This window comes from Streptococcus sp. CCUG 71758 (genome assembly GCF_011714815.1).
Taxonomy (GTDB): Bacteria; Bacillota; Bacilli; order Lactobacillales; family Streptococcaceae; genus Streptococcus; species Streptococcus halitosis.
Genome location: NZ_RXXO01000001.1, coordinates 120,640 through 134,251, shown reverse-complemented (window position 1 = coordinate 134,251; position 13,612 = coordinate 120,640). Strand labels below are relative to the sequence as shown.

Here is a 13,612-nt window from a genome sequence, read left to right as displayed (position 1 = left end):
CTTTATTTTCTGGCTTGATAACGACTGGTCAAAATGAAAATCACTGTAAAGACCAGCATCATGGCCCCATAAACAGGCAGTGTTTGTCCTGTCAAGGTCGAAATTTCAAGTAGCTTTTGAATCGTTGGGAAAAGAGCTGTAGCTAGGAAACCGCCCACTGACCAGACAATCAAAAGGACTCGCCAGAGGGTGAATGGCATGCAAGCTCTAAATACGGATAAGAAACCGATAGACCCAAGGAGATAATAGAGTAAGGTTGAGATTTCTAACTCAGACCAACCTTGACTCGTTCCAAAAATTTTCACAAAAAGAACGCTAAATACGACCATGAGTGCACTTGGTAGAGCACGAAGCATGGATTTTCTGAGGAAGTTTGGCTCGACAGGTTTGATATTTCTCTCAAAAGTCAAAACGAATGGCGGGAAACCTTCCACGAATTGGTCGATCATGGTAATCTGGATTGGAATGAAAGGGAAAATCAAAATCCACTCAGACCGCCCTAGTAAAACACTAGCAATACAAATCACCGCAAGCAAGAAGGAATAGATGGTCTTAATCAAGAAAATCGGTGCGATGTGGGCGATGTTATTGACCACACGACGACCTTCAAAGAGAATCTCAGGAACATCATTAAAGTCTGAGTTCAAAAGAACCAGATTGGCAATCTGACGAGTCGCCGGATCTCCCTCAGCCATCACGATCGAACAATCCGCCTCACGAAGGGCCAGGATATCATTGACTCCGTCCCCTGTCATAGCCGTTGTATGCCCTGCTTTTTTCAGCGTTTGGATGATGAGTTTCTTTTGATGAGGGGAGACACGTCCGAAAATAGCTGTCTCTTCAGCCATGGCAATCAATTCCTCATCCGTGATTTTTGAGCAATCTACATAGCTGTGATAGTCTACAAAGCCAGCCTTCTGGGCAATGCTGGATACTGTAACGGGATTGTCGCCAGAGATAATCTTGAGGCCCACTTCCTGAGAACGGAGATAATCCAGCGTCTCAGCTGCTCCTTCTCGAATCGGGTCCAAGATTTCCAGCAAGGCCAGGGCTTGAATGTCAGACGGTTTCTGTGGTTTGTGATGATCTAGTTTTTCCTGACTAAGGGCTAAGACCAAGACACGTGAACCTCTCTCTAAAGCCTCTCTGGCTTCTGGGACTTCAGAGTCCAACAACATCTCAGGCGCACCTAAGAAAACCGTTCCTAGCCCTTCTAACTCCATAGCTCCCCACTTGCGGTCGCTAGAGAAGGGAAGATTCGAAAGCATAGGATAGGCAACCTGTCCTTGAAAACGCTGGCGAATGGCTTGAGCTGTTGGATTTTTATCCTCACTATGAGCTATATAGCTAGTCAAAATGCTGGCAATAGCCTCATCACCATAAGTTTCCGTCAGAGGAAGAACATCCTCCACCTGCATCTTTCCTTGGGTGATGGTGCCCGTCTTGTCCAGACAGAGCATATCCACGCGCGCCAAGGTCTCGACAGAGTACATCTCCTGCACCAAGACCTTTTTCAAGCCCAGCTTGATCACCGCAGTCAAGAGCGAAGTAATGGTCAAAAGGGCGATTCCCTTGGGCAACATTCCCAAAAGGGCAGTCGATGAATTTACAACGGATGACTTGAGGGGCAAACCCTTTAAAATCAAGGCTTCTAACAAGAGAGCTAGACCAAAGGGAATGATAATCTTCCCAGTAAAACCAGCTAACTTGTCCAACGATTTCATGATACGGGAGTTGATCGGTTTTACTGTCTTAGCTTCTAGCATGAGTTTGGAAGCATAGTTTTCTGCCCCGACATGGTGGACTTGAGCCAAAACTGCACCACTAGCTAGGAAACTGCCCGATAAAAGCAGAGCATCCACTTCCTTTTGCACCAAATCACTCTCACCCGTCAACATGGCTTCATTGACTTCCGCAAATCCTTCCAGAACCAGGGCATCACTAGGAATCTGCTCTCCCGCAGACAAACGAATGACATCTCCTAGGACTAATTCTTCTGGATCGAGAGCGACCTCTTGACCATCACGGATGGTTTTGACCTTTTCCTTGGTCATGAGATTGAGCTTGTCCACCATATGTTTGGCCCGTAGCTCAGTCACAATCCCAGAAAAAGCGTTAAAGCAGATGACAGCAAAGAAGACCAGATTGCTCCAAGCCTGCACAAAGGCCAGCGCTAGAGCAATAACAAAGTTTAATGCGTTAAAAAGTGTAAAAACATTTCGTTTGATGATTTGCCAAGTACTGGTACTAGCTGATGCGGTAAAGTCATTGACCAAACCTTGAGCCTGTCTTTCTTTGACTACTCTTTGGGTTAATCCCATTATCTTATTTTTATCCATAAAATCTATCATATCATTTTTTTTAAAAGAATTCTAATCCCATCTAAAACTGTTGGCTGATAACTGAAAAAGTTTGCCAGTAGTCTTTTGATAAGGTATAATAATAAAAGCAATACAATCGAAGGAGATCTCATGTTTTATACTTATTTGCGTGGACTGGTCATGCTGATCTTGTGGTCCATCAATGGCAATGCCCACTATCACAATACTGATAAAATCCCTAGCCGAGACGAAAACTATATCCTCGTCGCACCTCATCGTACCTGGTGGGATCCTGTTTACATGGCCTTTGCGACCAAGCCAAAACAGTTCATCTTTATGGCCAAAAAAGAGCTTTTTAACAACCGTATCTTTGGCTGGTGGATCCGTATGTGTGGGGCCTTTCCTATCGACCGGGAAAAACCTAGTGCCTCTGCCATCAAGTACCCTATCAACGTCCTCAAAAAAAGCGACCGCTCTCTCATCATGTTTCCAAGTGGGAGCCGTCACTCAAACGATGTCAAGGGTGGAGTTGCCTTGATTGCCAAAATGGCCAAGGTCCGTATCATGCCTGTTACCTACACCGGTCCCATGACCTTGAAAGGCTTGATTAGCCGTGAACGTGTGGATATGAACTTTGGAAATCCTATCGATATCTCAGACATCAAGAAAATGAATGATGAAGGGATTGAAATGGTTGCAGACCGTATCCAAGCAGAATTCCAACGTTTGGACGAAGAAACCGAACAATGGCACAACGATAAAAAACCAAACCCACTCTGGTGGTTTGTCCGCATCCCTGCCCTCATCCTTGCTGTGGTTGTTGGTATCCTAACAATTATCTTTACCTTTATTGCAAGCTTTATCTGGAATCCAGATAAGAAGAGAGAGGCTCTTGGTTAAAAAATACAATTATCCCTTGGCTTTTGCCAAGGGATAATTCTTTTATTTGATTTTCCATTTTTGGGCCAGCCAGCTGGAAAAGGCTAGAAATCGTTCAGCTACTTGCTCATGGTGTCCATAAGAATCAAAGGCAAACTGGCCAGTCGGATAATGTTTCTGAAGACTGGTATGGATCTGCTCAGCATAGACTGGTGCTTGAGCCAAGCGATTGCTATGATTAGCTCCTTCTGTTTGACCATTCTGTAAATACAGCAAACAGTCCAAATTTTTCACCTTTTCTTCCTTGCAATAAGTCACAAAATCAGGATACCAAAAGGAACCGCAGATAGAGAAGATACAGGAGACCTTATCAAAACGGAAAAGACTGTATACTGCCGCCAAACCACCTAGTGAGTAACCTCCATAGGCAAGGCGATCTTCGTCCAGGCGATAAAGTGCCTGCAACTTGTCTAAAAGACTACCAAATAAATGACCATGATAGGCATTTGCCTGACCGCCAAAATCTGGAGCTCCATCTCTCAGAGCAGATGCCTTCCACGGAGTGTAGTCGTCTAGGCGATTTTTAGAGGTCAAGCCCACTAAAATCACAGATTCTGAAAGGGATGATAGGAAATCCAAGTTTCCATCATTCAAGAGAATAGCTGGATAGGTTTGATTGGGATCATAGGTTGAAGGAAGGCTGACCTTGACTTGGATCCCTTCCCAATCAAACTCATTATTTATTGATAAAATCATTGATTTTCTCAAGGGAATCAATCACTGCTGGACCATAGTCCATCAACTCATCGTAAGAAATGGTCATGATTTTTTGATTCTTAATTGCAGGAACGTTTTCCAAAACTTCATTTGCTTTCATCAACTCTACTGCGTTAGCATCCAATTTTTTATTGCGGTCGCTGGTTACATAGATAATCAATTCAGGATCCATTGACACGAGATTTTCCAAGGTCAAGCCTGATGTTCCCGTTGCAACGTTTGTATAACCAAGTTGATTCAACAAGCTTTCTTGCAAAGCAGACTTGTATGCACCAAAGGTTTCGTCATTATAAGCAACCATAATCAAAGCCTTTTTCTTTTCACCTTGGCTTGCTGGGTTTGCTTTCTTAACAGCGTCAATTTTAGCTTGTAATTGGGTTGCGTATTCATTAGCCTTGTCCTGAACATTGAAAATCATTCCAAGATTTTTAACGTCTTCTACAATATTCCCCAAATCTTGCTGAATCGTTGAAAGAGAAGCTTTTTGCGTATAGACTGGGATTTTGTTTTCATTCCAAGTGCTAACTGTTCCCAAGGATTTTTCAGAAAACATCATGTTTCGACCCATTACTGCGTCCGGTTCATAAGAAAGGACTGTCTCTTGTGAGACTGTTTTTTTATCACCGATTTGAGGAATAGTCGCAATCGCGTCCTTGTATTTGTCCGTCACAGCATTATCAGGGTTAAGCATGCCAGCAATTTTATCCTTCAAGCCTAACTCCAATAAGATTTCAGTGGTTGACAGATTGTTGGTGATAACTTTTTCAGGTGCCTTGTCAAAGACTTGTTCGACTTCATTTCCCTTAGCATCATAGGTCTTGATCGTTAACGGATAAGTCGTCTCTGTGCTGGCTTTTTGACTTGTTTCTGTGCTAGACTGTGTGGTAGTTTTTTCTGTAGTAGTATTTCCACAAGCCGCCATGGTTAGGGTAGCTACTGTTACTAGTAAAATGCTTAGTGTTTTTTTCATCTTGTTTTCCTTTTCATTCTTATAAATAGTGAATCATAGCTTGCTGATCCTCGGTCCAAGTAACCTGACTTTGAACTCCGTATACAGTTTGCAATGACTCAGGGGTGATGGTCTCTTTTGGAGTCCCTTGGTAAAGGATTTCTCCCTCTTTCATCAGATAGAGATAATCCGAATAGCGACAAGCAAGTTGAATATCATGTAGGACAGCTAGAACATTGATATTGAGATTCTTCACAATGGCCAACAAGTCTAGCTGATACTTGATATCCAGGTGATTGGTAGGTTCATCCAGGAGCAAGAGAGTCGGTTCTTGCGCCAAGGCGCGGGCTAATAAGACTCGTTGTTTCTCTCCCCCTGACAGAGACGAATAGAGACGAGTTTTCTTCTCAAGCATATCCACCTTGACGAGAGCATCTTGAACGAGGGCATAATCCCTTTCCTTTTCCTTCTGTAAAAAAGAGAGGTGGGGAGTTCTTCCCAGCAAGACGATTTCCTCAACTGTACAATCAAACTGCAATTGATTAAACTGGGTTACAACTGCCATTTGCTTGGCTGTTTCTTTGAGTGACCAATGCTCCAGTGGCTTTCCATCTAGTCTTATCAAGCCTTTGTCCGCCTTTTCCTGACGATAGAGGAGTTTAAGAAGACTGGTTTTCCCACTTCCATTTGGTCCTAGTATCGTATGAAATTGATGCCCCTCAACCTTAAGAGAAACTCCTTTGAGGATTTTTTTCTCTCCTAGTCCAAAGTGGACATCCTGACAAATCAAGTCCATATCAGGCCCTCACCTCCCTTCGCTTACCTCCTACAATGTAGATGAAGAAGGGAGCACCTACCAAGGCTGTGAAAATACCAATCGGCAGCTCAGCATTTGGAATGATGACACGAGAAAGTACATCTGCCCAGACGACAAAGAGGGCACCCAGTAAGGTCGCAACGGGAAAAAGTCTCCTGTAATTCGTTCCTACTAACCCTCGAGCTAAGTGAGGAGTAATCAGACCAACAAATCCAATAATCCCACAGGTTGCTACTAAGACTGCTGTCAGAACAGCCACCATGGTCACATAAAGATACCAATAGAAGCGTAAGGGTATCCCCAAAGTTAAAGCAGCCTCATCTCCCATCATCATCGCATTAAAAACACGATACTGGGTAGCGAAAAATAGAAAGGCTACTCCCACTACCATAGTTGGCAAAAGTAAGTCAGACCAAGTAGTCCCGGCAAGCGAACCCATGGTCCAAAACTTAATGGTCATCACACTGTCCGCATTAGCGCCAACTGAGATAATAAAGTTGGAAAATGCCAGAAAGAGAGCATTGACCACCGTTCCTGATAAAATCAGACTAGAAGTCGTCATCCTGCCCTGCATAGAGGCAATGATAAGGACAGCGATTGTTGCCAAAATAGCTCCAAGGAAAGCTCCAAGGCTAATCACCAATTTTAAACCAAGAATGATGCTTAAGGTTGCTCCTAGAGTTGCACCCGCAGAAATTCCTAAGACATAGGGCTCAGCAATAGGATTGTTCACTGTAGACTGCATCACGCTGCCACACATAGAAAGACCAGCCCCTACTATCAGACCTAACAATACTCGGGGGAATCTCATGTTCCATACAATGGCAAGAGTAGACTTGGAAACCTCTCCTATCTCAAGAGGAAAACCCAACCTGCTCAAAATAATCCGATAGGTATCTCCTAGATCAATCGCAACGGATCCCATAGAAACAGCTAGAAAAAGTGAAATTCCTAAAACACTTAGCAAAATAACTAAAAGTAACACAAATTGCTGGTCTTGTCGGCTTCCAGAAAATTTGGAAAGCATGCAAACCTCCTTTGATAGAATCTTAAAAATTTAGAAAATTCTCATGAAAAGTATACCATATTTTCAACAATGGAACAAGATGAGAAAAATAAATATAGTTGGTCTTACAGTGCTAATAATCGTAACCGAAGATTATACTTGGGTATATCGAGGTAAAGTGACAACATAAAAAGCCCTCTAAAATTAGAGAGCTGATTTGAGCCCGGGCTAAAATCCTAGTGAAACAAAAAAATCTACACGATCAGAAAAGTCTCTATCGTGCCATTTTCATACATGATGTATAGTCCAAGTAGAATGAATACTATGGGCACAATGATTCGCTCGTATTTTTCAATTGTCTCGAATATTAACGGAATAGAGGATAACATCCGACTAATCTCGCAAAAGATAATTATGCCGATTACAAACACAAGCAACGCCACGAGGGTCTGTGACCAATCTAACGAAGCAAAATAAGGTATATAGATACCTAAATTATCTCCGCCAGACGCAATTGTCAGCAATATAACTGTCCAAAACAGTTGATTTGCCTTGCTTTGTTCTAATCTTTCAATAATTTCTTCCTCTTCTTCCTCACCTTCTCCAACAATTGCAAAGCGAATCCCTAAATAGATAGGGATTAAACCAAGCAATCCAACCATCCATTCTTCAGGCACGAAATTAACGACATAAGCAGCAACTAAACTCGCCCCTACAAGTAAGCCTGTTCCTAGATATTGCCCCGCATAAATATGCCATTTCTGTTTATTCTGTGATAGCTGTGCAAATAAAATAATTAAAATAATTAAATAATCGATACTGGTGGAAATATAAACACCAATAGCAGATATGATTGTCTGTCCCATAAAAACCTCCTGTATTAGTCAGTAATAAATCAGCAGATTTTAGGAGAGCACAGACACATTAATTTAGCTATCGCTAGTGGGTAATGTCGAACGTAGGAAAGCATTTTACTCCTCCTCAAAACGTAGTTACAAAGTAATTTCTAACTGAAATTCGGTGACTACTTCTATGTAAAGTATAACATACTATACTTTACTTCGTAAAGTGTGGGCTCTCCGAGGGGGCTTGCAGACAGCTACTCGACTTTTCAAGCCGAGTAGATGCGCACCTTTATGGTGTAATTAGCTGATACTATTTGAGGTTTTTGTAGTCTCCAAAATTGTGACCGATAAAACAATGGGTATCAAAACAAAAAAATAGGCTCTGTTTTTGTAGTCTCCAAAATTGTGACCGATAAAACCTCAATAAAAAAGCCCTCTGAAATCAGAGAGCTTTATTCTTGCTGGATAAAACGTTTATAGACTAAGCGACAAGCCGAAGATTGTACTATAAAACTAGTGAAAATAAAAAATCTCCCCGAAGGGAGATCATTCTGGTTTATTTTACCTTACAGTGCTAGGAACCGTAACCGAAGATAATACTTGAGTATATCGAGGTAAGGTGACAACGCAATGTAAGTGGAAAATAAAGCAGATTAACGACGAAGTCCTAGAGAGTTGATCAACTCACGGTAACGGTTAACGTCGTTTTTACGCAAGTATGCAAGCAAGTTACGACGGCGACCGATTTTCTTCATCAATCCACGGTAAGTAGCGTGGTCTTTTTTGTGTTGTTTGATGTGTTCGTTAAGGTGGTTGATTTCCCAAGTAAGGACAGCAACTTGAACCTCTACTGAACCTGTATCACCTTCGTGACGTGCATATTGTGCGATGATTTCATTTTTTTTCTCTTTTGAGATTGCCATGATATTTCTCCTTTTTATTTGGCTTCATCCGAGTGACAGGTTGGCATGCCTGTAACCAAGAAGAAGTTATTTGTCTTTACGACAGTTCTTATTCTACCAAGAAGCAGGGACTTTGTCAACTGATTTACTGTTTAAAACCTTGAATTACTCTACTGATTTCAGGGCTTCGAGCATATCCACTTTTCTCAAGTGGTGATTGACAAAGACGCCCAGTAAGGTTAAGATTGCAGTCACTGCGACGATTGGAAGAGCATAGACTTCCCAGCTGACCTGAGGATAAAAGAGTATGGTGGCAGGTGAAATCATTTGAATCAAAAATTGATGTAAATAGTGGCCAGCTACCAAACCGAGAGCAATTCCCACAAGGGACAGCACCATGGTCTCACGGTAGATATAGAGGGTCACTTCTTTATTATGGAAACCGAGAACCTTAATAGTGGAAAGTTCACGAATACGTTCTGCCACATTGATGTTAGTGAGATTGTAGAGAATGACAATGGCTAGTAAAACCGAAACAAGGACAAGGATTGCCATGGTTTTATTGAGCGAACTAGCCACGGATTCAAAGAGATGGATGGCTGTCGCATTTTGGACGACCCCAGAAACAGCAGCTTTTCCCATGAAAGTAGCCGCTTCTTTCTCCGTATTGGAAGGTGTTGGGTCTTTTAATTTTACTAGGTAGGTATTGTCTTGCGGACTGGTTCCATAGACTTGTTCGTAAGTCGCTCGGTTGAGATAAACAAAGTGTCCAACATAGTTTTCAGAAATAGCCACGATCTTGATTTCCTTCCCATCAAGCTCCAACTTGTCTCCAACCGTAACACCTGCTAGTTGGGCTAATTTTTGACTCACGACCGCTCCATCAGTGACCTGCACCTCTTGCCCATTTTCCTCTAATGCGATAAAGGGTTTGAAATCTTCTCTATTTGTGACCATCATGGTGATCGTTTGAAGTCCTATTTTTCCTTTGAAATCTTTTTCAATGGATTTAGAGTAAATCTTTTGATAAGCGTGGATCGATTCAGCTTGCAAGGCACTTTCTAGATCTGTTTTTTCTTGCTCACTGGCACTGCTCTTTTCCGCTACAATCATCTGGTATTGCTGGATTTGTTCAAATTGGCGCTCCACAACTCCTCCCACAGATGACTGAATGCCAAGACCTGCAAATAGGAGAACCACCGAACCTGCAACTCCAAAAATGGTCATCAACATCCTTTGCTTATAACGAAAGATATTTCTTGCCGTAACCTTATGAGTAAAACTCAAACGACTCCAAATAAAGTTCAGGCGTTCCAGCAAAATCTTTGATCCCTTAACGGGAGGTTTTGGAAGTAAGAGTTGGGCTGCTTCATCGTGTAATTCCCTCCGCGCTACCAGATAAGCCGGCAAAACGCTGGATACCCAACTTAAAGCTAGTGCAATAAGACTATAAGACCAGTAAAAATACTCGTGACTTTTTCCAACAACCATCCCAGCTGTTATAACATCTGAAATCACCCCTGCAAGAAGATAATGTCCAAGAAGTGTTCCTATAATGGTTCCCACAGTTCCTGCAAGAAAACCATAGAGGACAAACTTGGCAACAATATCTCGGTTGCGATAACCCAAGGCCTTGAAAATACCAGCATTGGTGCGCTCCTCATCTACAAAGCGAGTCATTGTTGTAAAGGTCACCATTGCAGCGACCATATAAAGCACCACTGGGAAGATATTCCCGACTGAACGAATGCTTGACGATGCATTGCTGTACATGAGGTAGCCTTGACCACCTGGCATGGTTTGGCGATTGTATACGTGGTATTTCGGCTCTGCCAGTTCATCAAGCTCTTTCTGGCGCTGTTCTAGCTTCTCTTTTTCCTTAGATAGATCACTCTCTGTCTGAGCCAGCTTTTCTTTTTTTGTCGCCAGTTCTTCCTTAGCTTTTGTCAGCTGTCCCTTGGCTTGACTCTTTTGTGGTTCTGGTAAAGCGGTCGCTTGTTCTTCTTGGGTTTTCAAGCGACTTTCAGCCTGCTCTAACTGACTCTTGCCATTTTGAAAGTTGCTTTCAGCAGTTTGGAGCTGTTCTTTTCCATCTTCCAAGCTCTTTTGCCCATTTGTTTTGATGTTGACCAATCGTTGTTGACCATTATCAGCCAGCAAGTCTTGCAAGTCTTCCTGATGTTGATCTCGTTTGGTCCTATAGTCTGATGAAAAAGCATCCAGATTTTTTAAATCATCATAGCGCACACGCGCAATACTATAGACATCTGAATCAAATTGACTAGGTAAAATCACTCCATAGCCAGCCAAGCTTCCATTTCCACTACTAGCATTCCCTAAGTCTTTTTTAGAAAGGATCTCACCCGACTGAACAAATCCAGTAATTGTGAAAGTTTGGGATTTCAAAAGGGACTTCCCCTCTTCTTTCTTGCTAAAGGTGATAGTCTGTCCAATCTGATAGCGGTCTTTCCAGAAATCAGCTAAGGCAATTTCCCCATTAGCTTCTGGCAGTCGCCCTTCTGTCACTTGGAAGGTTGAAATGCTCTCTGGTTTGGAATAAAGTCGAACCGCTTCTTCACTATTTTCAACGGTTAGGTCTGCCATATAGCCAAACTCAACACTTGCTCCTTGAAGGGTCTTTAGTTCATCTTGGTCTTCTTTGTCCAAGCCATAATCAGCAATCACGGCCAGATCCAGGGTATTGGCTTTACGGAGATAATCTTCTGCCGTACGTTCCATGTTGGGACTGGCTACTTTAAGACCTACTAGGGCCAGGGAACCCAGCATCATTAAAGTCAAGATAGAAACAAAACGCCCCTTAGAAGCAGTTACCGACTGGAGTAGGTCTTTTCGGTATATTTTTCTCATGCTAATACTCCAATGTATCGATATCCTGCGGACGCTCATTGATCGTCATGCTCTTAACCGTGGCATCGCGCATGTGAATCACCCGGTCTGCAATAGGAGCTAGCGCGCCATTGTGGGTCACAATAATCACAGTCGCCCCCTTTTGACGAGACATGTCTTGGAGAATCTTCAAGACTTGCTTCCCCGTTTGGTAATCCAAGGCACCTGTCGGTTCATCACAGAGGAGGATCTTAGGATTTTTGGCTACAGCGCGTGCAATGGAGACTCGCTGTTGCTCCCCTCCAGAAAGCTGGGCTGGAAAGTTATTGAGGCGATGAGCCAGACCTACATCTGTCAAGACCTGCTCAGGATCCAAGGCATCTGTAACGATTTCTGAGGCCAGTTCCACATTTTCCTTGGCTGTCAGATTGGAGACCAGATTGTAAAATTGAAAAACAAAACCTACATCTTCACGACGATAGTTTGTTCGTTGGTGCGAACTATAGTTGGCAATATTAGCACCATCAATCCAAATCTCCCCCTCATCATTGGTATCCATACCTCCTAGGAGATTGAGAACGGTTGATTTTCCAGCACCTGAAGCGCCAAGGATAATAACCAGCTCCCCCTTTTCAATTTCAAAATTCACATCACGATTAGCCACAATCTCCGTATCCCCAACTTGGTAACGCTTGTAGCTGTGTTTCATTTCAATATAAGCCATCAGACACACCTTCTCTCAAACAAGTTACTTCCTGTTATCATTATAACGCTTTTTCAACTAGTTGGAAACCAGAAGCAAAAACAAAAAAGCCTAGGATTCCTAGGCTTTCTGTTTATAGATTATTTTCCAAGGTAGTATTCTTTTACGACGTTCAATTTTTCGTCGAATTCGAATACCAATGGTGGGAAGTTAGGGATTTCTACACCCATGATTTCATCATCTGACAAGTGTTTGATGTGTTTTACAAGGGCACGGATTGAGTTACCGTGAGCTCCTACGAATACGTTTTTACCATCTTTAAGTGCTGGAGCGATTTTGTCTTCCCAGAATGGAAGGGCACGTTCCAAAGTCACTTTCAAGTTTTCAGCATCTGGAATGACTGAGTCGTCAAGTGAAGCGTAACGACGGTCAGTGTGAGCTGAGTATTCGTCATCATGAGGCATTGCAGGAGGCAATACATCGTATGAACGACGCCAGATGTGAACTTGCTCATCACCAAATTGTTCAGCAGCTTCAGCTTTGTTTTTACCAGTCAAACCACCATAGTGACGTTCGTTCAAGCGCCATGATTTTTCAACTGGAACCCACAATTGGTCAGCAGCTTCAAGAGCCAAGTTTGTTGTTTTGATCGCACGTTTCAATACTGAAGTGTAAGCTTGGTCAAATTCGATACCAGCTTCTTTGATCAATTTACCAGCGTCAATCGCTTGTTGTGTTCCTTTATCAGACAAATCAACATCAGCCCAACCAGTGAAAAGGTTAGCTTTGTTCCATTCAGACTCACCGTGGCGAGCAAAAACCAATTTTACCATTAGATGGATTCTCCTTTTATTTTTCGAGGTTTCCCTCGTTTATCTATTCTATTTTACACAATTTTTCACAAAAAAGCTAGTTAAAATCAACTAAAAAGAGAAGAGCTTAGCAGTCTTCTCTTTATCGTACTATCATAATTGTTCTTGATAGAGGATGAAATAGTCCCGTCCAAATAATTGGAAAACTACTACTCTTCAATTACAAATTTTTTCAATGTTCCAAAGTAAAGTGAACCACCAATAATGGTTAGAATTCCACCTACCCATCCTAAAAATGGAATCAAGCCGACCGCACCACCTACAATGAGCAAGACAGAAGGTGCATTCGTAACACGTTCATCATCTTTATAATAAACAATAGCCACAATTCCCAATACTAAAACAGCAATTTTAACCAATGACAAAATAATTGAGAGCCCTGTCAATGTCCCAACCGTTACATCTGCGTCTTCAGTTGCCGCAGCAGCTCCAACAGCCATGATAAACATGATGACTGGCGCTAAAAGTAATACAATTCCTGAAATAAGACCAAAAATAGCGTTGACACGAGCAAGTGTATTTGTTTTCATAATAATCTCCTTAAAATTTTTATAGGTATTATTCTATCATAATTTATCTAAAAATTAAACAATCTTATAAAATTTTATAATAAATATTGATTTTCAAAAAATAATTTTAAGTTCTACAGTCTCTTTATAATTAGTAGAAATATAAAATTATGAGAAAACTGAAT

General features: G+C 42.0%; 12 protein-coding genes. 1 reads left to right on the top strand and 11 read right to left on the bottom strand.

The window, feature by feature from the left end:
- Positions 1 to 2 precede the first annotated feature (2 nt).
- Positions 3 to 2,339 (bottom strand): cation-translocating P-type ATPase, encoded by a 2,337-nt coding sequence (locus tag EKB01_RS00745; RefSeq protein WP_167265266.1) that lies wholly within the window; start codon positions 2,337 to 2,339, stop codon positions 3 to 5.
- Between the two features lie 132 nt (positions 2,340 to 2,471).
- On the opposite strand from EKB01_RS00745, the gene EKB01_RS00740 reads away from it, so the two are divergent.
- Entirely contained in the window at positions 2,472 to 3,221 is a 750-nt protein-coding gene (locus EKB01_RS00740) for a 1-acyl-sn-glycerol-3-phosphate acyltransferase (RefSeq protein ID WP_167265264.1), read from the top strand.
- Positions 3,222 to 3,263: 42 nt separating this feature from the next.
- Here EKB01_RS00740 and EKB01_RS00735 read toward each other — a convergent pair whose 3' ends face one another.
- The 10 genes from EKB01_RS00735 to EKB01_RS00690 form a co-directional block, all read right to left on the bottom strand.
- Positions 3,264 to 3,956 (bottom strand): alpha/beta hydrolase-fold protein, encoded by a 693-nt coding sequence (locus EKB01_RS00735; RefSeq protein ID WP_167265262.1) that lies wholly within the window; start codon positions 3,954 to 3,956, stop codon positions 3,264 to 3,266.
- Positions 3,937 to 4,947 (bottom strand): ABC transporter substrate-binding protein, encoded by a 1,011-nt coding sequence (locus EKB01_RS00730; RefSeq protein ID WP_007521233.1) that lies wholly within the window; start codon positions 4,945 to 4,947, stop codon positions 3,937 to 3,939. The genes EKB01_RS00735 and EKB01_RS00730 overlap by 20 nt, the downstream gene beginning before the upstream one ends.
- 19 nt (positions 4,948 to 4,966) lie before the next feature.
- Positions 4,967 to 5,722 carry an ABC transporter ATP-binding protein gene (locus EKB01_RS00725; protein WP_000364118.1) on the bottom strand — a complete coding sequence of 252 codons (756 nt, stop codon included), beginning with the start codon at positions 5,720 to 5,722 and terminating at the stop codon, positions 4,967 to 4,969.
- 1 nt (position 5,723) lies between these two features.
- Positions 5,724 to 6,770: an iron ABC transporter permease gene (locus EKB01_RS00720; protein WP_109290162.1), complete on the bottom strand. Its 1,047-nt coding sequence runs from the start codon at positions 6,768 to 6,770 to the stop codon at positions 5,724 to 5,726.
- Between the two features lie 233 nt (positions 6,771 to 7,003).
- Positions 7,004 to 7,615 carry a CadD family cadmium resistance transporter gene (locus EKB01_RS00715; protein WP_167265260.1) on the bottom strand — a complete coding sequence of 204 codons (612 nt, stop codon included), beginning with the start codon at positions 7,613 to 7,615 and terminating at the stop codon, positions 7,004 to 7,006.
- 632 nt (positions 7,616 to 8,247) lie between these two features.
- Positions 8,248 to 8,517: a 30S ribosomal protein S15 gene (gene rpsO, locus EKB01_RS00710; RefSeq protein ID WP_001018251.1), complete on the bottom strand. Its 270-nt coding sequence runs from the start codon at positions 8,515 to 8,517 to the stop codon at positions 8,248 to 8,250.
- 144 nt (positions 8,518 to 8,661) lie between these two features.
- Positions 8,662 to 11,364 (bottom strand): FtsX-like permease family protein, encoded by a 2,703-nt coding sequence (locus EKB01_RS00705; protein WP_208288042.1) that lies wholly within the window; start codon positions 11,362 to 11,364, stop codon positions 8,662 to 8,664.
- 1 nt (position 11,365) lies between these two features.
- A complete protein-coding gene (locus EKB01_RS00700; protein ID WP_000323388.1) occupies positions 11,366 to 12,067 on the bottom strand; it encodes an ABC transporter ATP-binding protein in 702 nt (233 codons plus the stop codon).
- 119 nt (positions 12,068 to 12,186) lie between these two features.
- Positions 12,187 to 12,879 (bottom strand): phosphoglycerate mutase, encoded by a 693-nt coding sequence (locus EKB01_RS00695; protein WP_000240120.1) that lies wholly within the window; start codon positions 12,877 to 12,879, stop codon positions 12,187 to 12,189.
- A 188-nt stretch (positions 12,880 to 13,067) separates the two neighbouring features.
- Positions 13,068 to 13,448: a hypothetical protein gene (locus EKB01_RS00690; RefSeq protein ID WP_000856379.1), complete on the bottom strand. Its 381-nt coding sequence runs from the start codon at positions 13,446 to 13,448 to the stop codon at positions 13,068 to 13,070.
- Between the last annotated feature and the right edge of the window lie 164 nt (positions 13,449 to 13,612).

Coding starts and splice junctions, on each gene's coding strand:
- EKB01_RS00745 (WP_167265266.1), bottom strand. CDS start 2,339: ATGGATAAAAATAAGATAATGGGATTAACCCAAAGAGTAGTCAAAGAA.
- EKB01_RS00740 (WP_167265264.1), top strand. CDS start 2,472: ATGTTTTATACTTATTTGCGTGGACTGGTCATGCTGATCTTGTGGTCC.
- EKB01_RS00735 (WP_167265262.1), bottom strand. CDS start 3,956: ATGATTTTATCAATAAATAATGAGTTTGATTGGGAAGGGATCCAAGTC.
- EKB01_RS00730 (WP_007521233.1), bottom strand. CDS start 4,947: ATGAAAAAAACACTAAGCATTTTACTAGTAACAGTAGCTACCCTAACC.
- EKB01_RS00725 (WP_000364118.1), bottom strand. CDS start 5,722: ATGGACTTGATTTGTCAGGATGTCCACTTTGGACTAGGAGAGAAAAAA.
- EKB01_RS00720 (WP_109290162.1), bottom strand. CDS start 6,770: ATGCTTTCCAAATTTTCTGGAAGCCGACAAGACCAGCAATTTGTGTTA.
- EKB01_RS00715 (WP_167265260.1), bottom strand. CDS start 7,615: ATGGGACAGACAATCATATCTGCTATTGGTGTTTATATTTCCACCAGT.
- rpsO (WP_001018251.1), bottom strand. CDS start 8,517: ATGGCAATCTCAAAAGAGAAAAAAAATGAAATCATCGCACAATATGCA.
- EKB01_RS00705 (WP_208288042.1), bottom strand. CDS start 11,364: ATGAGAAAAATATACCGAAAAGACCTACTCCAGTCGGTAACTGCTTCT.
- EKB01_RS00700 (WP_000323388.1), bottom strand. CDS start 12,067: ATGGCTTATATTGAAATGAAACACAGCTACAAGCGTTACCAAGTTGGG.
- EKB01_RS00695 (WP_000240120.1), bottom strand. CDS start 12,879: ATGGTAAAATTGGTTTTTGCTCGCCACGGTGAGTCTGAATGGAACAAA.
- EKB01_RS00690 (WP_000856379.1), bottom strand. CDS start 13,448: ATGAAAACAAATACACTTGCTCGTGTCAACGCTATTTTTGGTCTTATT.